The organism is Mesorhizobium sp. M1334, from assembly GCF_040317995.1.
Taxonomy (GTDB): domain Bacteria; phylum Pseudomonadota; class Alphaproteobacteria; order Rhizobiales; family Rhizobiaceae; genus Mesorhizobium.
On record NZ_JAMYLM010000009.1, the window covers coordinates 25064 to 50939 of the forward strand.

Here is a 25876-nt window from a genome sequence, read left to right on the forward strand (position 1 = left end):
AGGCATTTGGGAAACCCCCCATGAAAAATGCCCGGCGCGAGGCGCCGGGCATTCTTCATACAGCAACGTCCGGTTATTTGCCGGGTTCGTTCTCGACATAGGTGTACTTGCCGTCGTCACCCTTCTTCCAGGTGTACATGACGTAGTCCGGACGGGTGATATCGCCCTTTGCGTCGTAGCCGATCTCGCCGATCGCAGTCTTCCAGGGGCCGGCCGACTTGATGGTCTCGGCTACCTTCTGAGCATCATCGGCTGAGCCGGTCTTGGTGATGGCGGCCGCGATGATTTCCATCGCTGCGTAGGAGTAGAGCGTATAAGCCTCCGGCTCGAAGCCGGCCGCACGGAACTTCTCGACGAGTTCCTTGGCGTTCGGATTCTTGCGCGGATCCGGAGCGAACGTCATCAGCGTGCCCTCGACGGCGTCGCCGGCGATGGAGGCCAATTCGTTCGACACGATGCCGTCGCCGGACATGAAGGTTGCCTTGAGGCCCTGGTCGGCGAGCTGGCGTATGATCAGGCCGGCTTCGGTGTGCAGGCCGCCATAGTAGACGACCGAGACGCCCGCATCCTTCATCTTGGCGATGAGGGCCGAGAAATCCTTGTCGCCGACATTGATGCCTTCATACATGGCCTCAGTCACGCCGTTGGCTGCGAGCGCCTTCTTGGTTTCGTCGGCGAGGCCCTGGCCATAAGGCGTCTTGTCATGGATGACAGCGATCTTGGCATCCTTGAAATTCGCGGCGAGATAGTCGCCAGCGACCTTGCCCTGCTGATCGTCGCGTCCGCAGGTGCGGAAGGTGTTCCACATGCCACGTTCGGTGAACTTCGGATTGGTCGCGGCCGGCGTGATCTCAAGGATGCCGTTCTCGGCGTAGACTTCCGATGCCGGGATCGAGACGCCGGAGTTGAAGTGGCCATCGACGTACTTGACGCCGTCGGCGACGAACTTGTTGGCGACCGAGATGCCTTGCTTGGGATCGGAGACGTCGTCGCCGACTTCAAGCTTGAGCTGCTGGCCAAGAACGCCGCCCGCCGCATTGATATCGGCGACCGCCTGTTCGGCACCCTTCTGAAGCTGGGCACCGAACGCTGCGTTCGGACCGGTGATCGGACCGGCAACGCCGATCAGGATGTCAGCCCACGCGTTGCCGCTGAACGCGACAAGCGCGGTCAGTGCGACGGCGGACAAAAGTGACTTTTTCATTGAAACGCTCCCATTTACCGAGTGGGCGTGGATGTTGCTTTCATGCGATGCCCACCCTTGCTCGCAGAAAGAGTACTTTGCCGATTTTCAGGCACTTGTCACGCCGATTCATCCCTGAAACGCCGTTAATGATAAATGTCAACCTTTTGGTTTCCAGCTCAAAAGAGAGGCTCTTTCGTAAAGCCAATTATACTGCGTTACCATCTGGTTGGTGCGCGTGTATTGGTAGCCAATGAAGCCCAATATCATCAGCACGATGGTATCGACCACGTAGTAATGCAGCGAAAACATCGTTCCGCCGAACAGCGCATGATGGATGAATCTTACGCCGATGCCGAGCCCCAGCATATAGGCGAATAGCTGGGCGAAGCTGCGCCATGTCTGGGCACACGCCTTGCCCGTCATCCAGGCCGCCCAGCCACCGAGCAGGCAGGTGACGAAAAAGAACTGCCAAATCGAGGGTTCCTCATAAAGAATGCCCTGCATGATGAAGACTCCTGAAACTCAGTGATGGCCGCCCTCGAGATAGGCGGCGCGCACTTCCGGATTGGCGAGCAGTTCCTTGCCGGTGCCGCTCATCGTCACATTGCCGTTGACCATGACATAGCCGCGCGTGGCGAGCTTCAGTGCGCCGAAGGCGTTCTGCTCGACCAGGAACACGGTCAGTCCCTGCGTGCGGTTCAGCTCGCGAATGGCGTCGAATATCTGCTTGACGATCAGCGGCGCCAGGCCTAGCGACGGCTCATCCAGCAAGAGCAGCTTCGGCCTTGCCATCAGCGCGCGGCCGATCGATAGCATCTGCTGCTCGCCGCCCGAAAGCGTGCCGCCACGTTGGCTGACGCGTTCCTTGAGCCGCGGGAACAGCGTAAAGACCCTTTCGACATCCTCGTCGTAATGCTTGAGACCGTCGAGGCTGGCGCCCATCTGCAGGTTTTCCATCACCGTCATGCGCGGAAAGATGCGCCGGCCCTCCGGCGACTGCGCGATACGCATGCGTGCGATCTCGTGGGTTGGCATCTGAGTGATATCGGTGCCGGCGAAGGTGATGGTGCCGGCACGAGCGCGCGGAGCACCGAAGATAGTCATCATCAGTGTCGATTTGCCGGCGCCGTTGGCGCCGATCAGCGCCACGATCTCGCCCTGTTTGACGGTGACGTCGACGCCGTTCAGCGCCCTGATGTTGCCGTAGTAGGTCTGGACGCCCTTGATATCGAGCAGCGTTGTGCCGGCCATTATTTCCGCCCCCCACGCCGATTAGAGGTGCCGGGAGTTTTCGACTTCGCCGGAGCCTTGCCCGGCTTTGCCGTGGAAGATTTCGCGGCCGATTTGGCTTTGGCCGGCGATCCGGACTTTGCAGCAGCAGCGCTCGACCTTGCATCGATCTGCCCGGCCTTCGAAGCGCCCTTTGACACTGTGACGCGTTCGCCCTCGCTATGGCCGACCGTGTCGGCCACCGGTCCGGCAAGATAGGAAGACGATGTGCCCGGTCCATGCGCGGCATCCGGACCCGTATCCAGCTGCTCGATGACGTCCTCGTCGCCGACTTCGGTCAGTACCGTCTCGACGTCCTCGTCTTCGACGCCGAGATAGGCGGCAATGACGCGCGGGTCGGTTCGTACCGATTGCGGGTTGCCGTCGGAGATCTTGCGCCCGTATTCGAGGACGACGACATGGTCTGAAATCTGCATGACCACCGCCATGTCGTGCTCGATCAGAAGGATCGAGGTGCCGGTGTTGTCCTTGATGTCCATCAGCAGCGCATTGAGCGCCGCCGATTCCTTCGGATTAAGGCCGGCGGCCGGCTCGTCGAGGCACAGAAGCTCAGGGCCGGTGCACATGGCGCGAGCAATTTCGAGCCGTCGCTGCGCGCCATATGGCAGATCGCCGGCAGGATCGTCGGCGCGGTCGACGAGATCGGCCTTCTCCAGCCAGTGCTCGGCCAGTTCGACCGATTCCGCCGAAGCCTGTCTGTATCCGCTATAACCGAACAGGCCGAGAATGGTATAGCCGGACGCCTTCATCAGCTTGTTGTGCTGGGCCACCAGAAGGTTCTCCAGCAGCGTCATGCCCGAGAACAGGCGGATGTTCTGGAAGGTGCGCGCCACCTTGGCCCGCGCCGGGATCTCATGGTTCGGCAGGCGTTCGAGCAGGAAGGTCGAGCCGTCGCGCCGGTTGAGCGTGATCATGCCTTCCGACGGCTTGTAGAAACCGGTGATGCAATTGAACACGGTGGTCTTGCCGGCGCCGTTGGGACCGATCAGCGCGGTGATCTCGCCACGTTTGGCCTGGAATGACAAATCGCCGATGGCGATGAGACCGCCGAACTTCATCGACAGATGCTCGACCTGCAGGATGGCATCGTTCACGGAGGGGCTCGCGTTCATCAGCCGTGTCCCTCCTTGGTGAAGGACCCGGACACCGCCCTGCGCACCTTGAGGAAGGCTGTCGGCTCGCGGCTGCCGACGAAGCCACGCGGCTTCCACAGCATGACGATGACCATGGCCATGCCGAACAACAGCATGCGATAAAGCTCCGGCGTGAAGTCGGGGCCGAACCCGGGTATGACCTTGATGTTGCCCCAACTCAGGCCGGTCTTGAGGAAATCCAGTTCGCGCAGGATTTCGGTGCCGCCGATCATCACCATGGCGGCGACGGCAATACCGACCAGCGAGCCCATGCCGCCAAGCACGACGATGGCAAGGATGATCGCCGATTCCAGGAAGACGAAGGATTCCGGGCTGACGAAGCCTTGCCGCGCGGCGAAGAACGAGCCGGCAAAGCCGCCGAACATCGCGCCCGTGGCAAAGGCCGTGAGCTTGGTGGTGGTGGTGTTGATGCCGAGCGAGCGGCAGGCGATCTCGTCCTCGCGCAGCGCTTCCCAGGCGCGGCCGACCGGCAGGCGCCTGAGCCTCACCGTGACGAACGCGGTCAGCAGGCAGAGTCCAAGGATCAGGTAGTAGAGGAAGATCTTGTAGTAGGCACCGGACTGCGCGATGCCAAGCACCTTGGAGATGTAGTTCGGGTCGGAGACGTTGAACGACATGAGGCCGAAGAACGAGACCTTCGGGATGCCGGAAATCCCGGCCGAGCCGTTGGTCACTTCGCGCCAGTTGATGATCACCAGCCTTATGATCTCGCCGAAAGCGAGCGTCACGATCGCCAGATAGTCACCGCGCAGGCGCAACACAGGGAAGCCCAGCATCACGCCCCAGAATGCAGCCATCAGGCCGGCGGCGGGCAGCAGGATCCAGAAGGAAAGGCCGTAATGCGTGCCGAGCAGCGCATAGGCATAGGCACCGACGGCGTAGAAGGCGACATAGCCTAGGTCCAGCAGGCCAGCCAAGCCAATAACGATATTCAACCCCCAGGCCAGCATCACGTAGATCAGGATCTGGATGCCGAAATTGTCGACATACTTCAGCGAACCCTGGAAACCGGCCGCCATGGACCCGGCATATAGCGCCAGCACCAACACCACGATAATCGGGTAGAGCGCCAGTGCGGTTATGCCCAATGCCGAGAAATGAGAATGAATGAAGGCCCGGAACCGATATATCAGCCAGGCTAGCGCATAGATGATTGCAAGTGCCCGCAGGAACCGCACAAAATCGGAAAGTTCCGGCCCTAAAGCCTCGGTCAGGAAGCCGCTGAGCGCGAGCAGAATAACGGCGACGGCGAGCGCCACGATGAACGCGGGAAGGCGGAAGAATCGCGAAGCCAGGCTGACCGGCAGCAGGCCGGTAGCGACGTCGACGATCTTCTGGTTCGCCAGGAATGGCTGGCCATAGGCGACATAAAGGAAGCGTCCGGCCATCGTGGCGATCACGACGCCGGCGAGCAAGCCCCAGCGCTGCACCAGGATCAGTTCGTTGGAGATGTTCTGGTCGGTCTTCAGGCCGATGAACAGCACGAACAGGCCAAGCGAGATGGCGCCGGCATAGAGCGCTTCGCGAAAAGCGCGCTGGACCGGGGTGGCGACGACGGTGCTTTCCGGAGACACGGTAACCGCCATGATCTCAGACCTTTTCGACTTCTGGCCGGCCGAGAATGCCGGAAGGCAGGAAGATCAGCACGATCGCCAGGATGGAGAAGGCGGCGACGTCCTTGTAGTCGATCGAGAAGTAAGCCGACCACATGCTTTCGATGAAGCCAATCATCAGGCCGCCGAGCACGGCGCCGGGCAGTGAGCCGATGCCGCCGAGCACCGCGGCAGTAAACGCCTTCACACCGGGCGTAAAACCGTCGGAAAACACCACCACGCCGTAATACATCAGGAACAACGTGCCGGCGACGGCGGCGAGGGCGGCGCCCATGATGAAGGTGATCGAGATGGTGCGATCGACGTCGACGCCGAGCAGTGCGGCCATCTTGCGATCCTGCTCGCAGGCGCGCTGCGCCCGGCCGAGCGAGGTCTTGTTGACCAGGTACCAGAACACCGCGAGCAGGACTATGGTGACCAGGACGATGATGATCTGCTTCAGCGAGACGCTGATGCCTTCGATGTTGTAGACCGTGGACACCATTGGCGGGACCGGCTTGTTGCGCGGCCCTTGCGTCACCTGGACGAAATTGGACAGCGCAATCGACATGCCGATCGCAGTGATCAGCGGCGCCAGCCGGAATGAACCACGCAAAGGCCGGTAGGCCACCTTCTCGATCGTCCAATTATACAGGCTGGTCAGCAGCATCGCGACGATCATCATGATCAGCAGCGCAACGACGATCGGCAGCGAATAGAACAACGCACCGAGGATAAGGAAAACGATGAGCGCGGTGAAAGCGCCGATCATGAAAATGTCGCCATGGGCGAAATTGATCATGCCGATGATGCCGTAGACCATCGTATAGCCGATCGCTATCAGCCCATAGATCGATCCCAGCGTCAGCCCGTTGATAAGCTGCTGGACAAAATACTGCATGCTGTCGTGGCTCCCCTGGAATGTCGCCCATGCAGACGCATTCCTTTTCGTATTTTTCCTAGTCGTAAAGTGTCGAGCCCGGATTGCAACGTGATTTTTCGATCATTACGCGTGTTTTCGCCGCACGTCGTCCGATTGCCCGTTTTGTTCCCGTCCGCCCCCTGGACCATCGCGGACCCTACCATTGGCCTAACGCAATGTCTTTGACGATTCAATCGCAGCATGCGCCCCATGTCGAAGAAATCGCCGTCAAAATAAGTTGATGAGCGGGATCGTTGCGCCATCGAAGGCAATCCGTTTGCGCTCTCTTTCTTTCCCTAACGTCAGCGTTTTCTCTATTTGACGACGAAGCCGTGTGCAAACGGGTCGCGGTCGTCGATGAAGATCGTGTTCAATCCAGTCATCCGCGCCCACCCGCCGATCGACGGAATGATTGCCGGCTTGCCGGCGACGGTGACCTCTTTCTCCACCCTGCCCTTGAACAGCGACCCGATGATCGATTCATGGACGAAGTCGTCGCCGACCCCAAGCTTGCCCTTGGCGTGAAGCTGCGCCATCCGCGCCGAGGTGCCGGTGCCGCAGGGCGAGCGGTCGATTGCCTTGTCGCCGTAGAAGACGGCGTTGCGGGCATCGGCTTGCGGGTTGGTCGGCGCGCCGGTCCACAATATGTGCGACAGCTTGTCGATGCCGGGATTCTCCGGGTGGACGAAGGAATATTTCTCGTTGAGCCGCTGCCGCACCACCGGGCTCCAGGCGATCAGCTCGCCGGCCGAATGGTCGGCCATGTCGCCATAGTTCTTTTGCGGTTCGACGATGGCGTAGAAATTGCCGCCGTAGGCGACATCGACGCTGATCTCGCCGAGCCCGGGGCATTCGACCGTCAGTCCCTCGGCATAGAGGAAGGACGGCACATTGGTGATGCGCACCTCCTCGACATAATCGCCGACTTGGCTGTACTCGGCGACGACCACGCCCGCCGGCGTATCCAACCTGAGCACGCCCGGCGTCTTCGGTTTGATCAATCCATTTTCGACGGCAAAGGTCACCGTGCCGATGGTGCCATGGCCGCACATCGGCAGGCAGCCCGAGGTTTCGATGAACAGGATGGCGATGTCGCAATCCTCGCGCGTCGGCGGATAGAGGATCGAGCCGGACATCATGTCATGGCCGCGTGGCTCGAACATCAGGCCGGTGCGGATCCAGTCGTATTCGGCCAGGAAATGCGCTCGCCGCTCCATCATCGTCGAGCCGTTGAGCAGCGGTCCGCCGCCGGCAACCAGCCGCACCGGATTGCCGCAGGTGTGGCCGTCTATGCAGAAGAAGGAATGCTTGGCCATGCCGGCTCCCAACTGAATGTCTTCGATCTCAAAATCGTTGCGGGCTGAACGGACCGAGATCGAGCGATGGACTCTGCCCGAGAACGAGCTCGCGGATCAAGCGTCCGGTCGCCGCGGCCTGGGTCAGGCCGAGGTGACCATGGCCGAAACCGTACACCACCGACGGCGTTTTTTGCGACTGCCCGATCACCGGCAGCGAATCCGGCAGCGACGGCCGGAACCCCATCCATTCGCGCCCATTGGCCGGATCCAGTCCCGGCAGGAATTTCTGCGCCTTTTCGAGCAGCGCTTTCGAGCGCGCATAATTGGGCGGCCTTTCAAGCCCGCCAAGTTCGACCGCACCACCGACGCGCAGGCCCGTCTCGAGCGGCGTGATGACGAAGCCATGCCCGGAAAAGATCAATTGCCGCCTTACGTCGAAGGCAGTCTTCGGCAGCGTCGTGTTGTAGCCACGCTCGGTCTCCAGCGGGATTCCGTCGCCGAGATGTCTCGCCAACAGATGCGACCAGGCTCCGGCAGCGATGACGAGATGCTTCGCCCGTCGCCTCGTGCCGTCGGCCATGGTCAGGATCGCGCCGTCCTGTCCCGCCTCGACACGCTCGATCCGGGCCCTTTCGAACCCGGCGCCCAACCTCTCGGCATAGGCCCATAACGCCTTTCCAAGCCGCTTGGGGTCGGCGACGGTTTTCCACCCCGGCACGAACGTTCCCTTGACGAAGCGCGGCGACAGACCGGGCTGCAAGGCGGCGAGAGCGCTCCCCTCGACATGGCTGAAGCCGATGCCGAAGCGGTGCCTTGCCGCCCAGCCGGGCAGTGAGGCCTTGAACTCGGCTTCGCTTTCGTAGAGTTCGAGCGAGCCGTCCTCGTGCAGCATCGGCCGTGTGCCGGAACGGTCGAGCAAACCCATCCATTCCGCCTCGGCGAGCTTCATCATCCCGGCCTGTGCGGCAAGGCCGGCTTCATAGCGGTCGCTTCGGCCGGCGCGCCAGAAGCGGACCAGCCAGGGCAGCAGCTTCAGCAGATAGGCGGGTGGGATGCTGAGCGGGCCGAGCGGGTCGGCGAGCCATTTCGGCAGTTGCCTGATCATGCCCTTGTGGGCGAGCGGCAGCACGTCGGAGAAGGCAAAGGCGGCGGCATTGCCGGAACTGGTCTCCTCGCAGATCCCCGTCCGATCGAAGATCGTGACGTTTCGCCCCGCCTCGGCCAGAAATGCGGCAGCGCAAATGCCGATAATGCCGCCACCAATGATGGCGACATCGAGCGTAGCATTATCATTCATTGCCATGCGCCGCGCTGCACATCTGTAAATACCCTCGAAGGCACTGGATCAGAATGCCGGCAGTTGCGGCCGCTTGGCCAGCGCATCCCTGACGACCTTTTCGACTGCCTTGCGCCGCTCGCCCGACAATGGCTGGCGCGGCATGCGCACGCGGTCGTTGGTGTTGATCGCCAAAACTTCGGCGAGCTTGATGTTCTGCACCAGATAGGTCGAGACGTCGAGGTCGAGCAGCGGCCGGAACCAGCGGTAGATCTTCAACGCCTCCTCGCGGCGGCCCTGTCTCATCAACTGATAGATGGCGACGGTCTCGCGCGGGAACGCGGTGACCAAGCCCGCCACCCAGCCGATGGCGCCGACCGACAGCGCCTCAAAGGCGAGATTGTCGACGCCGGTGAACAGGTCGTAGCGGTCGCCGAGGCGGTTGATGATCTCGGTCGAGCGGCGGATGTCGTCCGAGGACTCTTTTATGGCGACGAAGCGCTGGTCCTTGGCCAACTCCTCCATCTGGTCGACGGTGACGTCGACGCGATAGGCAAGCCGGTTGGAGTAGATCATCACCGGCAGGTCGCCGGCCGCGGCGACGGCGCTGAGTGCCGCGACCGTCTCCTCGGCATTGGTATGGTAGATCGGGCTCGGCACCACCATCAAACCGTTGGCGCCTTCCTTGGCGGCGCGGCGTGCGATCGCCGCCGCCTCGCGTGTACCGGCCTCGTTGACCGTCAACAGCACCGGTTTTTTGCCGGCGATCTTCTGGGCGGTCTTCAGCACCGCGATCTTCTCGTCATGCGACAGCATCGGGCCTTCGCCGAGCGACCCGCAGACGATGATGCCGTCACAGCCGGCCTCCATCTGCAGCGCAAAGCAGCGCTCCATCTCGGCATGGTCGAGGCCGTCGTCCTCGGTGAACTTGGTCGTAACGGCGGGGAAGACTCCGGCCCACATATCGATCGCTCCATCTGATATATCAGTCGTATATTTCTTAAGAAGCCGCCTGTCAACGTTGAATCTGATATGATATATCAACAATATATCAGGAGAAACCGCATTGGTATATGACAGCCCGGGCTCCGAGCCGGCAACTGCGAAGGCCTACCGCAGGCTCGAGCACATGATCGTAACTCTCGAGCTGGCGCCGGCGAGCTTCATCACCGAGGGGGCGCTGATCGACAGGCTCGGCCTCGGCCGCACCCCGGTTCGCGAAGCGATCCAGCGGCTGGCTTGGGAGGGGCTGCTCGAGGTCCGGCCGCGCGCCGGCATTGCCATTGCCCCGCTGCACCCCGGCGACTGGCTGCGTGTCCTCGACGCCCGCCGTGGCGTCGAGGTGGTGCTTGCCCGCTCGGCCGCTCGCTTCGTCACCCGCGAGGCCGCCGACCTGTTCCACGACGCTGCCCTTGCCATGCAAAAGGCGGTGATTTCGGAAAATGTGTTTTACTTCATCCAGGCCGACAAGGCGCTTGACGAGGCGCTGGCGCTGGCTGCCGACAACCCGTTCGCCGCGCGCCTGGCGGCGCCCTTGCAAACCCACAGCCGCCGTTTCTGGTTCCGCTACAAGGCCGATACCGGCTTGGCCGAATCCGCCGAGCATCATGTCGCGCTGATCCGCTCGATCCTAGCAGGCGACGAGGAGGCCGCGGCCAAGGACGCCAAGCGCCTGATGGCACTATTGCGCGGCCATGCCGAGGCAGCTGCCACACGCTGAGCCTGTCATTTCGTCATGCGCCCTGGCCGGGCAGGGCCATCACGTTTTCCCAATTGTCGCCGGCCGCGACGATGCAGCTTCTGCCGGCGACATCGGTGACGACGATACTCCAGGTTCCGGTCTCGGCGACAAAGACTTCCATGACCGCCTCATGACCGATCAGCCCCAAAGCAAACTGCCTTTCCTGGAACTTCTCGCTCAAATGGGCGACGAGCTCGCCATGTTCAACGCAGTATTGATATTGCGCGCTTGCGGTGTTCGTACCCACCGCCAATGCGCCCGCAAGAACCAGGGTTTTCACCCATCCCAACAGCGATTTGTGTGCCATAGGCACCTCCTTTGCCATCACGTTCCGGCAAAGGAGGGGTTTGACAGCCTCACTTTGCCGGAGCGATCCAGGCCGGTTCCGACGTCATCATCATCGCGTCGTTCCTTTCTGTGTTCCGGTCTGCCATCGGTGGGAACGATTCTAGATGTTCCCATTATGTTCTCGATATATGGTATCGGCAATGGAAAAGCGCAAGCAGGCGCCCAAGCGGGCGCCTGCAGATCCGTTTTACGGTTGTCGCCGAAAGAATGGGCCACTAGGCTGCGCGCCCATGCCGAGGCCGCTGCTACGCGCGAGCGTGGAACCTCATCAGGTGCCTGGCAGCGCCGCTGTCGTCATCGCGCTCTCCCAGCCTTCGCCGACTGAAATCACGCAGCTTTGGCCTTTTGTGTCGCTGGCGAGGATGGTCCATGTGCCCTTGTCGGAAACGAAGACTTCAAGCACCACATTCGGATTGACGACGCCGACCGCGCTCGGGTTTTCATGAAACTTCTCGCCGAGCGCCTTGACCATATCGGCGCGTGCCGCACATTGCTCGGCAGCCATTGCCGGGACGGCGGAAAGGGCCATCGCAGCGCAAGCTACAGTCGCCATAAGACGTGTCATCTGACACCTCCTTTGCGCCGGACGATATCCCCCGGAGCCGCCACCAGCGCCGTTGGTTAATCTGCCAGCGTCTGCTTCGCGGCAGGACTGCAACCTAAGAAGATTGCTGCCTTCTTGGTTCCATCACATTAGTGTTCATGCCGATGAAGACCGCGACAAAAAAGGCCCGGGTCGAGCCCAGGCCTTCTTTTGCTTTCCGCGATCTGGATCAGTTCATCGTCTGGATGATGAACTCGGCGCCATCCTTCACGCCGGCCGGCGCGCCCGAAGCCGAAGGCGAGGACGCGCAGACAGAAAACCGTCCGGCTAATTCATCGTCGGAATGAGGAATTCGGCGCCGTCCTTCACGCCGGCCCGCGCGCCCGAAGCCGAAGGCGAGGACGCGCAGACAGAAACCGTCCGGCTAATTCATCGTCGGAATGACGAACTCGGCGCCATCCTTCACGCCGGCCCGCGCGCCCGAAGCCGAAGGCGAGGACGCGCAGACAGAAACCGTTCGGCTAATTCATCGTCGGAATGACGAATTCGGCGCCATCCTTCACGCCGGACGGCCAGCGCGACGTCACCGTCTTGGTCTTGGTGTAGAAGCGGAACGCGTCCGGCCCGTGCTGGTTGAGGTCGCCGAAGGAGGACGCCTTCCAGCCGCCAAACGTATAGTAGGCGATCGGCACCGGGATCGGCACGTTGATGCCGACCATGCCGACCTGGACTCGCGAGGCGAAGTCGCGCGCCGCATCGCCGTCGCGGGTGAAGATAGCGACGCCATTGCCCATCTCGTGCTCGTTGGCGAGCTTGATCGCGTTCTCGTAGGTCGGTGCGCGCACCACCGACAGCACCGGCCCGAAGATCTCTTCCTTGTAGATGCGCATGTCGGCGGTAACATTGTCGAACAGGCAGCCGCCCATATAGTAGCCGTTCTCGTAACCCTGCATGGAAAAGCCGCGTCCGTCGACGACCAGCTTGGCGCCTTCCTTGACGCCGGTGTCGACATAGGACTTGACCCGCTCCAGCGCCTGCGCCGTGACCAGCGGGCCGAAATCGGCGGAAGAATCCGTCGACGGACCGACCTTCAGGCTCTCGACCCGCGGCACCAGTCTTTCCATCAGCCGGTTGGCGGTGTCGTTGCCGACCGGAACGGCCACCGAGATCGCCATGCAGCGCTCGCCGGCCGAGCCGTAGCCGGCGCCGATCAGCGCGTCGACGGTCTGGTCCATGTCGGCATCCGGCATGATGATCATGTGATTCTTGGCACCGCCGAAGCACTGCACGCGCTTGCCGGCCGCGCAGCCGCGCGAGTAGATGTACTGGGCGATCGGCGTCGAGCCGACGAAACCGATGGCCTTGATGTCGGGATCGTCGAGGATGGCGTCGACCACTTCCTTGTCGCCATTGACGACATTGAGGATGCCGGCCGGCAGGCCGGCCTCGATGAACAGTTCGGCAATGCGTATCGGCACGCCCGGGTCGCGTTCGGACGGCTTGAGAATGAAGGCATTGCCGCAGGCGATGGCCGGCGCGATCTTCCACAGCGGGATCATCGCCGGAAAATTGAACGGCGTGATGCCGGCGACGACGCCGAGCGGCTGGCGCATCGAATAGACGTCGATGCCGGGGCCGGCGCCATCGGTGAACTCGCCCTTCATCATATGCGGCGCACCGATGCAGACCTCGACCACTTCGAGGCCGCGCTGGATGTCGCCCTTGGCGTCGGCGATGGTCTTGCCGTGTTCGCGCGCCAATATCTCGGCGAGCGCGTCATACTCCTTGGCGACCAGCTCGAGGAACCGCATCAGGACGCGCACGCGCCGCTGCGGGTTGGTCGCCGCCCAGCCGGGCTGTGCCGCCTTGGCGTTTTCGACCGCCGCGCGCAATTCCGCCTGCGAAGCCAGCGCCACCGTGCCGCGCACCGTGCCGTCCATCGGCTGCATGACGTCCTGCTTGCGGCCGCTGGTTCCGGCGACGCGCTTGCCGCCGATGAAATGACCGTATTCGATCATGGTCTCTCTCCCTGGTTCGTGATGAGGCATTGTCCGCCTTTGCGCGAGCGATGGCAACGCGAGCGAAAACGCAACCGTTGTGCGGAAAATAGATAGCAGTGGGTGTCTGTGCATCAAATCGCGCAAATGATAGAGATGTGTGGTGTACGCCATGGGATAGAGAAATTGAGTTTCTTCGCCGTCGAGCGCTGCCGTAATCGTCATCATCCGGACCATCCCGATGAACTGGGATGATGCCCGCATCTTCCTTGCCGTGGCGCGGGCCGGTCAGATCCTCGGCGCCGCCAGGCGGCTGGAGCTTAATCACGCGACCGTCTCGCGCCGCATCGCCGCCCTCGAGGATGCGCTCAGGACAAAACTGTTTCGCCGGCTTACCACCGGCAGTGAGCTGACGCCGGCGGGCGAGCGTTTCCTCGAGATCGCCGAACGCATGGAGGGCGACATGATCGCCGCGCGCTCGACTGTTTCAGGCGAAGGCGACGACGTGTCGGGCACCGTGCGGATCGGCGCGCCAGACGGTTTTGGCGTCGCCTTCCTGGCCAGGCGCCTCGGCGCGCTGACCGCTCTGCACCGTGAACTCACCATCCAGCTGGTGCCGGTGCCACGCTCCTTCTCTTTGTCACGGCGCGAGGCCGACATTGCCATCACCGTCGAGCGGCCGACGGAAGGCCGCCTGGTGGCGGGAAAGCTGGTCGACTACACGCTCGGCCTGTTCGCGTCGCGTGCCTACGCCGACACGCATGGCCTGCCCGGAACCGCCGCCGAGCTAGGGCAGCATACGCTGATCGGCTACGTGCCGGATCTGATCGTCAGTCCCTCGCTCGACTACGCGGCCGAATTCAGCGCCGACTGGCGCACCAGCTTCGCCATTTCCTCCGCGCTCGGCCAGGCCGAAGCGGTGCGTTCCGGCGCCGGGATCGGCATACTGCACACCTTCGTTGCCCGCTCGATGCCGGAGTTGGTGCCCCTCGATATCGTCGCACCCATTCGCCGCGCCTACTGGCTGGTCTATCACGAATCGGTCAGGCCGCTGCGCCGCGTCCAGGTCGTTTCGAGCTTCATCACCAAGGCCGTCGAACGGGACAGGGGTTTGTTCGCGTGAAGCCTATCGGCCGGCGGCTGTCTTAAGTTGCCGGGGGTCTTACTTGGCATATCGTCCCGGCCCGAGATCGCCGACGTCGATGTCGGGCACCCGGCTGGAGATGATGTCGGCTAGAACCTTAGCCGAGCCGCAGGCCATGGTCCAACCGAGTGTGCCATGGCCGGTATTGAGATAGAGATTGGAGAAATCGGTGCGGCCGATCAGCGGCGGCCCGTCCGGTGTCATCGGCCGCAGCCCGCACCAGAAGGTCGCCGATCGCATGTCGCCGCTGCCCGGAAACAGGTCGCCGACCGAATGTTCGAGCGTGCGGCGCCGTGATTCGTGCAGCCGCAGGTCGAAGCCGGAAATCTCCGCGGTACCGCCGACCCGGATACGGTCGCCGAGTCGGGTGATCGCTACTTTGTAGCTCTCGTCCATCACGGTCGAGACCGGTGCGGCGGCGGCGTCCTTGATCGGCAGGGTGATCGAATAGCCCTTGACCGGGTAGACCGGGATGGGCCGCTTCAGCATGCGCATGAACCGCGCCGAATAGCTGCCCATCGCCATCACATAGGCATCAGCGACCATCCAGCCCTTGCTAGTGCTGATGTTGGTGATGCGATCGCGCTTCTTGACGACGCGCCGTATCTCCGTGTGGTACTCGAAAGTGACGCCGCGTGCCGCGCAAAGCTCGGCAAGCCTGTCGGTAAACATCTTGCAGTCGCCGGTTTCGTCGCCGGGCAACCGCAGGCCACCGACGAATTTTTCGCGCACGCCAGCCAGCGCGGGTTCTGCCGCAATGCACCCGTCGGGATCGAGGACCTCGTAAGGGACGCCATAGGTCTTCAGCACCTCGACATCGCCGCCGACGCCGTCGAGCTGCTTTTGCGTTCGGAAAAGCTGCAGCGTGCCCTTGGCGCGTTCGTCATAGGCGATGCCGGTCGCCTCGCGCAGCGCCTTCAGCGTGTCGCGGCTGTACTCGGCCAGCGGCACCATGCGCGCCTTGTTCAGCGCGTAGCGTTCAGCCGTGCAATTGCGCAGCATCTTCACCAGCCATATGCACATATGCGGATCGAGGGCCGGTCGCACCACCAGTGGACCGTGCTTCATCAAAAGCCATTTGATGGCCTTCAGCGGAACGCCGGGCCCGGCCCAGGGCGAGGCATAGCCGGGCGAGATCTCGCCGGCATTGGCAAAGCTGGTTTCCAGCGCCGGGCCTTTCTGGCGATCGATCACGGTCACCTGATGGCCGGCCTCGGCAAGAAAATAGGCGGTCGTGACCCCGATCACGCCGCCGCCCAGCACGAAGATCTTCATCGTTTGGTTCTCCGCGGCGGCATCTCGTCGGGATTCGAGACCGGGATCATCGCCGCCTTCTGTCTGCCGGATTCTGTGGCGTCAGCCAAGTGCCGATGCTCAGGGAAAAGACATGCGTGAGGACAACAAGCTTGCGTCCTAGCGATTCACATAGCGCCGGTGGAAACGGTGGCCGAGGCTGGTCAAGACCTCATAGCCGATAGTGCCGGCCTGGCCGGCTACCTGGTCCACCGTCTGCGACGACGGCCCGATCAGTTCAACGAGGTCGCCGGCCTTCAGCTTGCCAGGCGGCAGTGCGGAAATGTCAAGGATGATCGTATCCATCGAAATCCGGCCGACGAAGGGCAGCCGCACATTTTCGAACCAGGCAGCGGAAGCGGCGCGACGATGCCAGCCATCGCCGTAGCCGAGCGAAATCGTCGCCGCGGCAAGCGGGGCCTTGGTATGGAAAGTGTGGCCGTAGCCGACACCAGCGCCGGCCTCCAGCACCCGCATCTGGATGACCTTGGCCTGCAATCGCACCACCGGCAGCATCGGATTGTCCTTCGCCGGCGTCGGATTGACGCCATACAGAGCGGCACCCGGACGAACGAGGTCGTAATGATAGCGCTGCCCGAGAAAAATGCCTGATGAATTGGCAAGGGAAGCCGGCGCTTCCGGCAGCATTTGGCGCAGCCGTTCGAATTCCAGCCGCTGCCGCTCGTTGGCCGGTTGCTCGGGTTCGTCGGCGCAGGCGAGATGGCTCATCACGAACGTCAGTTCGATACCGTCGAAGGCCTGCGGATCCCGCGCCACCGCTTTCACCTCCGCCGGCGTCATGCCGAGCCGCGACATGCCGCTGTCGACCTGGAGGGCGGCTGGCAACTTACGGCCCACCCGCCCGGCCATCTCGCGCCATGCCGCGAGTTGGCTGGCGCTGTTGAGTACGCTGCAAAGCCCTGCCGCAACCGCTTCCCTTTCCGCACCCGGCGGAATGCCGTTCAGCACATAAATGGCCGGGCCTGAGCCGAGCGCCTTGCGCAGCAAGATGCCGCCGGCCAAATGCGCAACAAAGAAGGTATTACAACCCTCAGCCATCAGTGCCGCGGCTACCGGCACCGCGCCAATCCCGTAACCGTCGGCCTTGACCACTCCAGCACAACTGACTCCGCCCAGCCGCGCCTTCAGCCGCCGGTAATTCTCACGCACGGCGCCGAGATCGATGGTCAGGATCGCCCCCGCCGCGGCTTCGCTGACCGGTTCGCTCGGGGCGCCAGCCTGCGGTAGAGAGACGGTCTGCGGAAGAGATCTGCTGGAGATGTCGTTCATGCCGACCTGTTTTAGCGGAAGGCTGGCGGCTACGCCACCAGGTGCCGGAACGCCGCCACCACGTCTTCGTAGACCTTGCGCTTGAACGGCACGATCAGGCCCGGCAATTCCAGCATCGGTCGCCACGCCCACCGGTCGAATTCGGCCTTGTGGCCACCCGGCGGCGGATTGATCGCGATCTCGCTTTCGTCGCCGTGGAAGCGGAAGGCAAACCATTTCTGCGTCTGGCCGCGATATCGTCCCTTGAAGGCGACGCCGACCAGATCGGCCGGCAGATCGTATTTGATCCAGTGCGGCGTCTCGGCCAGCAACGACACCGAGCGCATGCCGGTCTCTTCGTAGAGTTCGCGCTTGGCCGCGAGCAGCGGCTCCTCGCCATCGTCGATGCCGCCCTGCGGCATCTGCCAGAGCTGTGTCGTTCCGGCGAACTCGCTGTCCGGCTCGGCAATGCGATGGCCGAGCCAGACCAGGCCGTCGCCATTGAGGACCATCACCCCTACGCAGGGCCGGTAGGGCAGAATTTCGGGGTCGACGAGCCTGTTCTTTGCCATCTCAGCCTTTTTCCGGATCTATTGCCACCGCCGAAATCGGCACGATCTCGATGCCGCGCTTCTTGGCCTCGGTCACCCAGGAAGACACGGTATCCACCGTCAGGTCGAAGGCCGAGCCGATGCCGACGGCAAACCCTTTCGCCCGCGCCGTCGCTTCCAGCCCATCCAGTTTCTTCAATATGGCGCCGCGGTCCTGCACCGTGTCGATTGCCGTATCGCCGCCGACGAACGGCACGCCGTGCTTCAGCGCCAATTCGGGTGCCAGGCTGCGCGCTGAGGAACCGTCATCGACATAGGCGAGGCCACGCTTGCCAAGCTCGGCCATCAATGGCCCCATTGCCGTAGCGTCGGCCGAAAAGCGGGCGCCCATATAGTTCATGACGCCGGTGTAGTTGGTCGTTCGCGACAGCGCCCAGCGTAAATTCTTCAAATTCTCGTCCGGTGTCGCAGCCACTGTCAGCGTGTTGCGGCCAGGATTGACGTTCGGATAGTCGAACGGCTCGAGCGGCACCTGCATGATGACCTCATGGCCGCCCTGCCGCGCCACCTGCATCCAGCGGCCGATGCTGTTGCCTTGCGGCGCGAAGGCCAGCGTCACCTCCGCCGGCAGCTTGGCGATGGCTGCCTGCGTGCCGGTCTGCGACACGGCAAGACCGCCGATGACGAGCGCCACGCGTGCACCGCGTGCGCCGGACCACGGCCGCGCATAGACATCGAACGGGCGCCGGCCGTCGGCGGCGCGGATCGGCAGCGGACCGGTCTCGCTGGCCTCGATCAGTGCCTTGTCGGGAATGTGCGCGATCCTGAGGTTCTGGCCGATCGTCGAAGGGTCGCGGATGACGATGGCCGCCTCGGGTGGATCGTCGCCCTCCTCGGTCTGGACATGGATGATCCGCGGACCGCCCGTCTTCGGCCCACTTATGTTGGCCCCGCTTGCGTTGCTTGGCGCTGCCGTTTCGGGCGTCGCCTTGGCGGGCGCCGCGGCGGTATCCGCCGCCGCCGGCGTTTTCGGCGTCGAGACCGCTACTTCCTGCAGCTTCCGGAATGGCTTGTCGCGCAAGGCGATCGCGCTGGAGACGCCGACCACCGACAGCACGACAAGCGCGGCGGCGACCGCACCGGCGCTGATCCCGCTGCCCGAGCGCGACGGCCGGATCGCCTGTCCGAGAGGTCGTTCTATGTCCTTGCCGATATCAGCCAAGCCCGCACCCCCGGCGTGCATCCCCGAAGTAAACCTTCTCCGGAGGCGCAAAATTCAAAATGTCGGCGCGTCCCCTTGCTTCACTGGACGCGCAGCATGCCGGCCGCAGCCCCGAATCAAACTGCCGGAGCCTCGCGGCCCCGGCAGCATCGCATCGCTTCGCTCAGGCAGCCAGACCCGTTTGGCCCGACCTTGCCCGCCCTTACTGGTTCAATACGGCCTTTTGCGGATTCGGCGGGAACGCCGGATCGGTCTTCTGGCCGCGCAGCAGCTGCTCGGCATAGATGAGCTGCAAATCGTCCTTCGGCTCCGGCGGCACATAGGCTGCCGAACCCGAACCGGTCGTGCCTTCGTCGGCGCCCTTGATATGGCCCTTGAGGTCGGATTCGCCGCGCGTCAGGTCCCTGCCCTGCAGTTCCGCCGGCAGCGGCTGGTCGACCTTGATATCGGGCGTGATGCCCTTGCCCTGGATCGACTTGCCGGACGGCGTGTAATAGAGCGCCGTCGTCAGCCGCAGCGCCCCGTTCTCGCCAAGCGGGATGATGGTCTGCACCGAACCCTTGCCGAAGGACTGCGTGCCGACCACCGTGGCGCGGCGCAGATCCTGCAGTGCGCCGGCGACGATTTCCGAGGCACTGGCCGAGCCGCCATTGACGAGCACGATCAGCGGCTTGCCGCCGATGTCGTCGCCGGCCCGCGCGTCGAAGCGGGTGACGTCCTTCGGATCGCGGCCGCGCGTCGAGACGATCTCGCCACGGTCGAGGAAGGCATCCGACACGCTCACCGCCTGGTCGAGCAAACCGCCCGGATTGAGGCGCAGGTCGAGCACGTAGCCCTTGAGCTTGTCGTTCGGCACCTGCTTCTTGATGGTGTCGATGGCATTCTCGAGGTCGTCATAGGTCTTTTCGGTAAAGGAGGTGATCTTCATGTAGCCGATGTCGTTTTCGACCCGGAACTTGACCGCCTTGACCTTGATGATGTCGCGCACGACGGTCAGTTCGATCGGCTTGTCGGCGCCCTGGCGCAGGATGGTGAGCTTGATCGGCGTGTTGACCAGCCCGCGCATCTTCTCGACAGCGTCGTTGAGCGTCAGGCCGCGAACCTCCTCGCCGTCGATCTTGGCGATATAGTCGCCGGCGAGCACACCAGCCTTGGCGGCCGGAGTATCGTCGATCGGCGTGATCACCTTGACCAGGTCGTTCTCCATGGTGACCTCGATGCCGAGGCCGCCGAACTCGCCCTTGGTTTGAACGCGCATGTCCTGCGCTTCTTCGGCGTTCATGTAGGAGGAGTGCGGGTCGAGCGAGGACAGCATGCCATTGATGGCATTTTCAACCAGCGACTTGTCGTCGGGCGGCGTCACATAATTCGCCCGCACCCGTTCGAAGATATCGCCGAAGATCGCCAGTTGCTTATAGGTCTCGGAGCCCGCAGCCTTCGCCGTCGAGCCGGGCGCGCCATAGACCAGGCTCATCGCCGATGCACCCATCAGCGCACCGGCAAACAGAAGCGACAGTTTCCGCATCATTCACGTCCTTCCAGAAAAACGGTCCGCCCACCATGGGGCCGGATCGACGGGTTTTCCATCCTTGCGGAACTCGACATAGAGCTCCGGCGTGGCATTTCCATTCTTCGATGCCGAGGTGCTCGCCACCCGGGCCTCTCCCATCGCGCCGACCGGCTCACCTGCGAGCACCGACTGGCCAGACGCGACGCTGATTCTGCTCATCCCCGCCAGGACGACATGATAGCCGTCACCCGCATTCAGGATCAAGAGTTGACCGTACGAGCGGAAAGGCCCCGCATAAAGCACATTTCCATCCGCCGGCGCTGTGACGATGGCTCCCGATTGTGTCGCAACCATGTCACCAAGCATCACCGCGCCGTTACCGTCCTCGGCGCCAAAGCGCCGCTTGATCCTGCCGGTGACCGGCAGCGCGATCTGCCCTTGCAGCGCGGAAAACGGCGCGGCAGCGGTGAGCCTGTTGCTCTCCGGCACCGGCAGCGAGGCCAATTCCGTCGACGCCGCAGCCGATGCCGGGCCCTTGTCGGCGTCGGCCGTCTTTTGCTCGGCTGCCTTGGCCGCATCCGCCGCCTTGCGGGCTCTGTCGGCCTCGAGCGAGGCGATCAGTTCTTTCAGGCTGCCGGCCTTGGCCGCCAACGTCGCGGACCGCTGCTTTTCGGCGGCCAGCGCGGTTTGCGTATCGGCGGCGAGCTTCTGCTTGGCTTCGAGCAGCATGCCGAGCCGCTTTTTTTCCGCCGCCTGCTCGCCGATCGCTGCCGTCAGCCGCGCCCGCTCGGCCTCGATCGAGGCCGTCACCCGCGACTGCTCTTTGAGGTCGGCCAGCAACATGTCGGTCTGCTGGCGCAGTTCCGGCACCACGGCACCGAGCAGGATGGCGCTGCGCACCGACGACAATGCGTCCTCCGGCTTGACCAGGATCGCCGGCGGCGGGTTGAGCCCCATGCGCTGCAGCGCGCCGAGCACTTCGGCCAGAACGTCGCGTCTGGCGGCCAGTGAGGCGCGGATCTTCTGCTCCTGCGCCTTAAGCCCTTCCAGCTTGCCGCCAATGTCCTCGATGTCCTGGCCGAGCTTCTGCTCGGTCATCGCCGACTGGATCAGCGCTGCGGTGATCGAGGCGTGGTCCTTCTTGACCGCCGCGATGTCGGCGGCGAGCTTGGCCAGCCGCTCGGACGACAGCGTGATCTCTTTCGATACTTTCTCGTATTCGGCGCGGCTCTGGTCCGGGTCGGGCGCCAGGTCGAGCGTGTTCTCGGCCCGGGCGACGCCGAGCGAAAGCGCGATCGTCGCCACGGCGATGGCGTAGCGCACGCGCCAGGAGCCCGTTCGTGATTTCCAGTCTTCAGACATTGAAGCCTAACTCTATGCGCGGCTTCGTTAACGAACCATCAACCATGTTCGAGCCCGGCCGCGATCCGCAAACCCCATGAGCCCAAACTCTTGATGAGCATTGGGGCAAAAATCCGGGCGGCTGGCATCAATTCGCCGACCGAGCCGACTTCATGGACGATGGTAGGGGTGGCCGGAAAGGATCGTGGCCGCCCGGTAAAGCTGCTCGCCCAGCATTACGCGGACCAGCTGATGCGGCCAGGTCAGCGCGCCGAGCGACACCGTCAGATCAGCCAGGTCGCGCAGCGACTGGTCATGGCCGTCGGCGCCGCCAATGGCGATCACCAGCGCCTTGCGCCCGCCATCGCGCAGCGAGCCTATGCGGCCGGCGAAATCCTCGGAGGAAAGGTTCTTGCCGCGCTCATCCAGCAGCACCAGCGCCGTGCCCGGTTGCAAGTGCGTCTGCAGCTTCTGGCCTTCCTCGCGCCGGCGCTCATTGGCCGTCTGCGCGCGGCCTTCGGCAATCTCGACGATCCCGGCGAATTCGAGGCCTACGGCAGGACCGCTCTTGGCAAAACGCTCGAAATAGCGATCGGCCAACTGCTTCTCGGGGCCGGCTTTCATTCGGCCCACGGCATGAACGGTAATCTTCATCCTTGCCTCGACGAGCCGCTGATGCATGTCGGACAACGACATACATCACGACGAGTACGGCTCAGTGGAGGGTCTCCTCCTCGAGATCGGGCGCCTGCCACATCTTTTCGAGATTGTAGAAGTCGCGGACCTCGGGACGGAAGACATGGACGATGATGTCGCCCGAATCGATCAGGACCCAGTCGGCGCCAGCCAGCCCCTCGACGCGCGCCGTGCCGAGCCCGGCATCCTTGAGCGCCTTGAGGAGGTGATCGGCGACAGCCGAGACATGACGGTGCGATCGGCCCGATGCGACGACCATGTAGTCGCCGAGGCTCGATTTCCCCTGAATGTCGATTGAGACGATGTTTTCGGCCTTGGAGTCTTCCAGACTGGCAAGGACTGTCTTGATGGCGCGGGACACGGCGTCGTTTACGCTGATTCCGGCCGGCGAAGGCACGATGTCGGCCTTCTTCCGAAGTGCTGTTCTCAGTGTATTTCCTTTCGCAGCAAGAACAACCAAATCACCTTCAAAATCAGGTGACACTGCTTAGATAGGCAGAGTTAGGTTGCAGTTTCAAGACACCGCTCGCAAGCAGGCGCCCGGCAGCGGCCGAATATGAGGCTTTCCGAGCGAGAAAATCGGAACCGCCTCGCCCCGCAGCGGTTATCGGCTCATCCACAAACCGGAATCCCGACATGCCGATCGATCCCCAGAACGCCCTCGTCACCGTGCAATCCGGCCTGGCGCAACTCAGCACGCTGATCGTCTCCTACTCGCTTTCTGCGGTCGGCGCCGTCATCCTGCTGGTCATCGGCTACATCGTCGCTGGCCTCGCCGAGCGTTCGATCTATGCCGGCCTCGGCCATATCCATGGCTTCGACGAAACGCTCCGCCATTTCTTCTCGCAGGTCGTCCGCTACGCCATCCTCGGCCTGGTCGTGATCATGGTTCTCGGCCAGTTCGGCGTGCAGACCGCTTCGATCATTGCCGCCATCGGTGCCGCCGGCCTGGCCATCGGCCTGGCGCTGCAAGGCACGCTGCAGAACATTGCCGCCGGCATCATGCTGCTGGCGCTGCGGCCGTTCCGCATCGGCGAATATGTCGAGGTCGGCGCCATATCCGGCACCGTCGAGGAGATCGGGCTGTTCGCTACAACGCTGAGGACGGTCGAAGGCGTCTACGTGCTTGCACCCAACTCGACCCTATGGAACCAGCCGGTCCGCAACTTCACCCGCAACGGTGTGCGTCGCGGCGACGTCACGCTCGGCATCGGCTCGTGGAACGACATCGACTTCGCGCAAAAGACCATGCGTGGCGTTGCCGCCGCCGACCGGCGTGTCAGGCGGCAGCCTGCGCCGATCGCCTTTGTCGCGACCGTCGGCGACAGCACCGTCGCCATCACCTTGCGCTACTGGACGGCGGCTGCCGACTTCTTCGCCACCCAGATCGACCTCACCAAGAGTGTCAAGCAGGCGTTCGATGCCGAGGGCCTTTCGGTCCCGGCGCCGGCACCGAAAGCGCCGCAGGCGGATGCCTCAGCCACACGGCAATAGAGCATTTGAAGCCAGCTGGAGAGTGTTCAAATTTCTTCGCGCCCGCGTTGACCTTCGGGCGCGAAGGCGAGATCGACGGGCAACGGCGCCTGCGCCGTCATCGGCGCGAAACTGCCGGTCTCGGTGGCGGGCACGGGCCGCACCATGACGACTCGCCAAAGAACGAACAGGCAGTAAGCGGCGGCAATGACGATTGCCACATAGATGAAGGCCTGCGTGCCGTATACGGCGGAAAGCCCGGTCACGATGCCGGGCACGACGAAGCCGGAGAGCGACCAGGCGAACAAAAGCGAGCTCGACAGCGCCACCATGTCGTCCTTGCCGGCGCGATCGCCGGCATGGGCGCTGGCCAGAGAGTAGATCGATTCCGAGGCGCCGTCCCAGACCACGTAGATGACGAGCAGCGCCACCAGCGCGCCGCCGTCGAAACCGAGGGCAAACAGGCCCGCCGCGGCGGCAAGCGCCGACGCCGCGATCAGCACGAAGCGCCGGTCGGTGCGGTCGGAAATCCAGCCGAGCGGGATCTGCAGGATCAGCGTGCCGACCGGCATTGCCGAAAGCAGCAAGGCGACGTCGGCCTGGCTGTAGCCCTTGGCCGTGGCATGGATCGGCGCAAAGCCCGAGATCGTCATCGACAGGCCGCCGACGGCAAGCATGCCGGCAACGCCCACCGGCGAGATCCGCCAGGCGCGGCCGAGCGCCACGGACGCCGCTTGCGGCGCCGGTGGCTGCGCGAGCCGGGTCAGCCCGACGGGAAGGATCGACAGCGCGGTGAAGGCAATGCCGATCAGCGGCGCGTCGGCCGCGCGGATATCGATCAACGCCAGCGTCGAATAGCCGACGCCGAGTCCGGCAACATAGGCAACGTAGAAGATGGCCATGACCCGGCCACGGATGGCGTTGGCAACGACATCGTTCAGCCAGCTCTGCGCGACGATGAACAGGCCGCAAATGGCAAAGCCGTAGAGCGCCCGTGCAGCGATCCACGGCAAGGGATGCGGCCCGGCGCCGACCGCGGCGTTGGACAGCACGATGAGTGCCGACAGCACCATGAACACGCGGGCATGGCCGACACGCCGCACCAGCGGCCCGGTCAGGATGCAGCCGGCGAGGCCGCCAGCCGAAAGGCCGGTGACGATCAGCCCCGCCCAAGTCGGATCGAAGCCCGCGGCGCCGAGCCGGACTGGGATATAGGCGAACATGAGGCCATTGCCGACGGCGATCAGCGCCATCGACAAGAGGATACTGGCAATGGCGATCGACGGGGCCGGCTGCCCTAGACCGTTCTTGTCCTGGTCGCGCTCGAGAATCGTCATGACCGAGGATCGCCCATCAAGCTGGTCAAGGCAGCGGCAAAAGCGACATCAGCGGTCTTGCCTTCCGTGTCGGCTCAGCCCCTTGCTACCTTGCGGATCGCGCTCGACGACAGCGACGAACGAGGGCCGTGGATGAAGGTCCAGGCCGGCGCGTCCATGCGGGCGAGCCGCGGCGCGTCGCCCTCGTCTACGCGGGCATAGTCGAACGTCTTGGCGACCACAGACGACAGGAACGACAGTGTCGCGCCCGGCCGGTCGACCACCGCGATCGGGAACGTCATGACGATGCGGCGCCAGCGCTGCCAGCGGTGGAAGTCGCGAAGCGAGTCGGCCCCCATGATCCAGACGAAATCGACGCCGGGGTTACGCGCCTTGACCAGCGCCAGCGTATCGGCGGTGAAGCGGACGCGGTGGGCCGCCTCGAAGGCGGTGACCTTGATCTTCGGGTTCTTGGCGATCTTTTCGGATAGCTCCAGCCGCTTGGCCAGCGGTGCCAGGTCACCGGCATTCTTGAGCGGGTTGCCGGGCGTCACCATCCACCACAGCTGATCGAGCGCAAGGCGTCTGAGCGCGATCTCGGCGACCAGCGCATGGCCGGCGTGCGGCGGGTTGAACGAACCGCCGAACAGCCCGACCGCCACGCCTTTCCCGGCATGCGGCATCTTGAGGTAGCGCGGAGGGACGGGATGCTC

The 25876-nt window shown here is 63.4% G+C and carries 26 protein-coding genes; 4 read left to right on the forward strand and 22 right to left on the reverse strand.

The features are described from left to right. Positions 1-73: 73 nt before the first annotated feature. The 9 genes from NKH17_RS17375 to NKH17_RS17415 form a co-directional block, all read right to left on the reverse strand. A complete protein-coding gene (locus tag NKH17_RS17375; protein WP_254816422.1) occupies positions 74-1204 on the reverse strand; it encodes a branched-chain amino acid ABC transporter substrate-binding protein in 1131 nt (376 codons plus the stop codon). 138 nt (positions 1205-1342) lie between these two features. After that, positions 1343-1690: a DUF6867 family protein gene (locus tag NKH17_RS17380; RefSeq protein ID WP_254816421.1), complete on the reverse strand. Its 348-nt coding sequence runs from the start codon at positions 1688-1690 to the stop codon at positions 1343-1345. An 18-nt stretch (positions 1691-1708) separates the two neighbouring features. Further along, the gene (locus NKH17_RS17385) at positions 1709-2437 is read right to left on the reverse strand and encodes an ABC transporter ATP-binding protein (RefSeq protein ID WP_352504920.1); all 729 of its coding nucleotides are present in this window, start codon (positions 2435-2437) and stop codon (positions 1709-1711) included. Further along, positions 2437-3588 carry an ABC transporter ATP-binding protein gene (locus NKH17_RS17390; RefSeq protein WP_352751237.1) on the reverse strand — a complete coding sequence of 384 codons (1152 nt, stop codon included), beginning with the start codon at positions 3586-3588 and terminating at the stop codon, positions 2437-2439. The genes NKH17_RS17385 and NKH17_RS17390 overlap by 1 nt, the downstream gene beginning before the upstream one ends. Next, complete coding sequence (gene livM / locus NKH17_RS17395; RefSeq protein ID WP_254816419.1) at positions 3588-5216, reverse strand: high-affinity branched-chain amino acid ABC transporter permease LivM; 1629 nt, start codon at positions 5214-5216, stop codon at positions 3588-3590. Before livM ends, NKH17_RS17390 begins: the two co-directional genes overlap by 1 nt. Positions 5217-5220: 4 nt before the next feature. Continuing rightward, entirely contained in the window at positions 5221-6123 is a 903-nt protein-coding gene (locus NKH17_RS17400; RefSeq protein WP_254816418.1) for a branched-chain amino acid ABC transporter permease, read from the reverse strand. Positions 6124-6458: 335 nt separating this feature from the next. After that, complete coding sequence (locus NKH17_RS17405) at positions 6459-7460, reverse strand: 4-hydroxyproline epimerase (RefSeq protein WP_352900715.1); 1002 nt, start codon at positions 7458-7460, stop codon at positions 6459-6461. Between the two features lie 28 nt (positions 7461-7488). After that, positions 7489-8739 carry an NAD(P)/FAD-dependent oxidoreductase gene (locus NKH17_RS17410; RefSeq protein ID WP_352801636.1) on the reverse strand — a complete coding sequence of 417 codons (1251 nt, stop codon included), beginning with the start codon at positions 8737-8739 and terminating at the stop codon, positions 7489-7491. A gap of 48 nt (positions 8740-8787) precedes the next feature. Then, on the reverse strand, positions 8788-9681 hold the full coding sequence (locus NKH17_RS17415; protein ID WP_352801634.1) for a dihydrodipicolinate synthase family protein: 894 nt from the start codon (positions 9679-9681) through the stop codon (positions 8788-8790). Positions 9682-9847: 166 nt separating this feature from the next. On the opposite strand from NKH17_RS17415, the gene NKH17_RS17420 reads away from it, so the two are divergent. Then, the gene (locus tag NKH17_RS17420) at positions 9848-10438 is read left to right on the forward strand and encodes a GntR family transcriptional regulator (protein WP_502895519.1); all 591 of its coding nucleotides are present in this window, start codon (positions 9848-9850) and stop codon (positions 10436-10438) included. 13 nt (positions 10439-10451) lie between these two features. Here NKH17_RS17420 and NKH17_RS17425 read toward each other — a convergent pair whose 3' ends face one another. Next, entirely contained in the window at positions 10452-10784 is a 333-nt protein-coding gene (locus NKH17_RS17425; RefSeq protein ID WP_352801632.1) for a hypothetical protein, read from the reverse strand. Positions 10785-11075: 291 nt separating this feature from the next. Beyond that, entirely contained in the window at positions 11076-11372 is a 297-nt protein-coding gene (locus NKH17_RS17430; protein WP_352801630.1) for a hypothetical protein, read from the reverse strand. Between the two features lie 137 nt (positions 11373-11509). On the opposite strand from NKH17_RS17430, the gene NKH17_RS17435 reads away from it, so the two are divergent. Continuing rightward, a complete protein-coding gene (locus tag NKH17_RS17435) occupies positions 11510-11698 on the forward strand; it encodes a hypothetical protein (protein WP_352801628.1) in 189 nt (62 codons plus the stop codon). A 174-nt stretch (positions 11699-11872) separates the two neighbouring features. Here the strand turns inward: NKH17_RS17435 and NKH17_RS17440 are convergent, their stop codons facing one another. Further along, complete coding sequence (locus NKH17_RS17440; protein ID WP_352900721.1) at positions 11873-13369, reverse strand: CoA-acylating methylmalonate-semialdehyde dehydrogenase; 1497 nt, start codon at positions 13367-13369, stop codon at positions 11873-11875. Between the two features lie 220 nt (positions 13370-13589). On the opposite strand from NKH17_RS17440, the gene NKH17_RS17445 reads away from it, so the two are divergent. Then, positions 13590-14471, forward strand: a complete 882-nt coding sequence (locus tag NKH17_RS17445; protein WP_254816411.1) for a LysR family transcriptional regulator — start codon at positions 13590-13592, stop codon at positions 14469-14471. Between the two features lie 39 nt (positions 14472-14510). Here NKH17_RS17445 and NKH17_RS17450 read toward each other — a convergent pair whose 3' ends face one another. The 8 genes from NKH17_RS17450 to rsfS form a co-directional block, all read right to left on the reverse strand. Then, positions 14511-15767: a D-amino acid dehydrogenase gene (locus NKH17_RS17450; protein WP_502910598.1), complete on the reverse strand. Its 1257-nt coding sequence runs from the start codon at positions 15765-15767 to the stop codon at positions 14511-14513. Between the two features lie 138 nt (positions 15768-15905). Then, on the reverse strand, positions 15906-17075 hold the full coding sequence (alr, locus tag NKH17_RS17455) for an alanine racemase (RefSeq protein WP_352900724.1): 1170 nt from the start codon (positions 17073-17075) through the stop codon (positions 15906-15908). Positions 17076-17104: 29 nt separating this feature from the next. After that, complete coding sequence (locus NKH17_RS17460; RefSeq protein ID WP_352900725.1) at positions 17105-17626, reverse strand: RNA pyrophosphohydrolase; 522 nt, start codon at positions 17624-17626, stop codon at positions 17105-17107. A 1-nt stretch (position 17627) separates the two neighbouring features. Next, complete coding sequence (locus NKH17_RS17465) at positions 17628-18827, reverse strand: divergent polysaccharide deacetylase family protein (RefSeq protein WP_352900728.1); 1200 nt, start codon at positions 18825-18827, stop codon at positions 17628-17630. A gap of 202 nt (positions 18828-19029) precedes the next feature. Continuing rightward, entirely contained in the window at positions 19030-20355 is a 1326-nt protein-coding gene (locus NKH17_RS17470; RefSeq protein WP_023719673.1) for a S41 family peptidase, read from the reverse strand. Then, positions 20356-21699 carry a murein hydrolase activator EnvC family protein gene (locus NKH17_RS17475; RefSeq protein ID WP_352900730.1) on the reverse strand — a complete coding sequence of 448 codons (1344 nt, stop codon included), beginning with the start codon at positions 21697-21699 and terminating at the stop codon, positions 20356-20358. Between the two features lie 150 nt (positions 21700-21849). Further along, positions 21850-22332: a 23S rRNA (pseudouridine(1915)-N(3))-methyltransferase RlmH gene (gene rlmH / locus NKH17_RS17480; protein WP_352900732.1), complete on the reverse strand. Its 483-nt coding sequence runs from the start codon at positions 22330-22332 to the stop codon at positions 21850-21852. A gap of 61 nt (positions 22333-22393) precedes the next feature. Continuing rightward, positions 22394-22771, reverse strand: coding sequence for a ribosome silencing factor (gene rsfS, locus NKH17_RS17485; protein ID WP_023678068.1), 378 nt, complete (start codon positions 22769-22771; stop codon positions 22394-22396). A gap of 239 nt (positions 22772-23010) precedes the next feature. Between rsfS and NKH17_RS17490 the strand changes: the two genes are divergently transcribed. Continuing rightward, complete coding sequence (locus NKH17_RS17490; RefSeq protein WP_352900735.1) at positions 23011-23868, forward strand: mechanosensitive ion channel family protein; 858 nt, start codon at positions 23011-23013, stop codon at positions 23866-23868. 26 nt (positions 23869-23894) lie between these two features. On the opposite strand, the gene NKH17_RS17495 is transcribed toward NKH17_RS17490, so the two are convergent. Next, on the reverse strand, positions 23895-25184 hold the full coding sequence (locus NKH17_RS17495; RefSeq protein ID WP_352801613.1) for an MFS transporter: 1290 nt from the start codon (positions 25182-25184) through the stop codon (positions 23895-23897). Between the two features lie 74 nt (positions 25185-25258). Beyond that, entirely contained in the window at positions 25259-25846 is a 588-nt protein-coding gene (locus tag NKH17_RS17500; RefSeq protein ID WP_352479636.1) for a nicotinate-nucleotide adenylyltransferase, read from the reverse strand. Between the last annotated feature and the right edge of the window lie 30 nt (positions 25847-25876).

Excerpts from the sequence above, each read along its gene's own strand:
- NKH17_RS17375 (WP_254816422.1), bottom strand. The coding sequence starts at position 1,204 with ATGAAAAAGTCACTTTTGTCCGCCGTCGCACTGACCGCGCTTGTCGCG.
- NKH17_RS17380 (WP_254816421.1), bottom strand. The coding sequence starts at position 1,690 with ATGCAGGGCATTCTTTATGAGGAACCCTCGATTTGGCAGTTCTTTTTC.
- NKH17_RS17385 (WP_352504920.1), bottom strand. The coding sequence starts at position 2,437 with ATGGCCGGCACAACGCTGCTCGATATCAAGGGCGTCCAGACCTACTAC.
- NKH17_RS17390 (WP_352751237.1), bottom strand. The coding sequence starts at position 3,588 with ATGAACGCGAGCCCCTCCGTGAACGATGCCATCCTGCAGGTCGAGCAT.
- livM (WP_254816419.1), bottom strand. The coding sequence starts at position 5,216 with ATGGCGGTTACCGTGTCTCCGGAAAGCACCGTCGTCGCCACCCCGGTC.
- NKH17_RS17400 (WP_254816418.1), bottom strand. The coding sequence starts at position 6,123 with ATGCAGTATTTTGTCCAGCAGCTTATCAACGGGCTGACGCTGGGATCG.
- NKH17_RS17405 (WP_352900715.1), bottom strand. The coding sequence starts at position 7,460 with ATGGCCAAGCATTCCTTCTTCTGCATAGACGGCCACACCTGCGGCAAT.
- NKH17_RS17410 (WP_352801636.1), bottom strand. The coding sequence starts at position 8,739 with ATGAATGATAATGCTACGCTCGATGTCGCCATCATTGGTGGCGGCATT.
- NKH17_RS17415 (WP_352801634.1), bottom strand. The coding sequence starts at position 9,681 with ATGTGGGCCGGAGTCTTCCCCGCCGTTACGACCAAGTTCACCGAGGAC.
- NKH17_RS17420 (WP_502895519.1), top strand. The coding sequence starts at position 9,848 with ATGATCGTAACTCTCGAGCTGGCGCCGGCGAGCTTCATCACCGAGGGG.
- NKH17_RS17425 (WP_352801632.1), bottom strand. The coding sequence starts at position 10,784 with ATGGCAAAGGAGGTGCCTATGGCACACAAATCGCTGTTGGGATGGGTG.
- NKH17_RS17430 (WP_352801630.1), bottom strand. The coding sequence starts at position 11,372 with ATGACACGTCTTATGGCGACTGTAGCTTGCGCTGCGATGGCCCTTTCC.
- NKH17_RS17435 (WP_352801628.1), top strand. The coding sequence starts at position 11,510 with ATGCCGATGAAGACCGCGACAAAAAAGGCCCGGGTCGAGCCCAGGCCT.
- NKH17_RS17440 (WP_352900721.1), bottom strand. The coding sequence starts at position 13,369 with ATGATCGAATACGGTCATTTCATCGGCGGCAAGCGCGTCGCCGGAACC.
- NKH17_RS17445 (WP_254816411.1), top strand. The coding sequence starts at position 13,590 with ATGAACTGGGATGATGCCCGCATCTTCCTTGCCGTGGCGCGGGCCGGT.
- NKH17_RS17450 (WP_502910598.1), bottom strand. The coding sequence starts at position 15,767 with ATGAAGATCTTCGTGCTGGGCGGCGGCGTGATCGGGGTCACGACCGCC.
- alr (WP_352900724.1), bottom strand. The coding sequence starts at position 17,075 with ATGAACGACATCTCCAGCAGATCTCTTCCGCAGACCGTCTCTCTACCG.
- NKH17_RS17460 (WP_352900725.1), bottom strand. The coding sequence starts at position 17,626 with ATGGCAAAGAACAGGCTCGTCGACCCCGAAATTCTGCCCTACCGGCCC.
- NKH17_RS17470 (WP_023719673.1), bottom strand. The coding sequence starts at position 20,355 with ATGATGCGGAAACTGTCGCTTCTGTTTGCCGGTGCGCTGATGGGTGCA.
- NKH17_RS17475 (WP_352900730.1), bottom strand. The coding sequence starts at position 21,699 with ATGTCTGAAGACTGGAAATCACGAACGGGCTCCTGGCGCGTGCGCTAC.
- rlmH (WP_352900732.1), bottom strand. The coding sequence starts at position 22,332 with ATGAAGATTACCGTTCATGCCGTGGGCCGAATGAAAGCCGGCCCCGAG.
- NKH17_RS17490 (WP_352900735.1), top strand. The coding sequence starts at position 23,011 with ATGCCGATCGATCCCCAGAACGCCCTCGTCACCGTGCAATCCGGCCTG.
- NKH17_RS17495 (WP_352801613.1), bottom strand. The coding sequence starts at position 25,184 with ATGACGATTCTCGAGCGCGACCAGGACAAGAACGGTCTAGGGCAGCCG.
- NKH17_RS17500 (WP_352479636.1), bottom strand. The coding sequence starts at position 25,846 with ATGCCGCATGCCGGGAAAGGCGTGGCGGTCGGGCTGTTCGGCGGTTCG.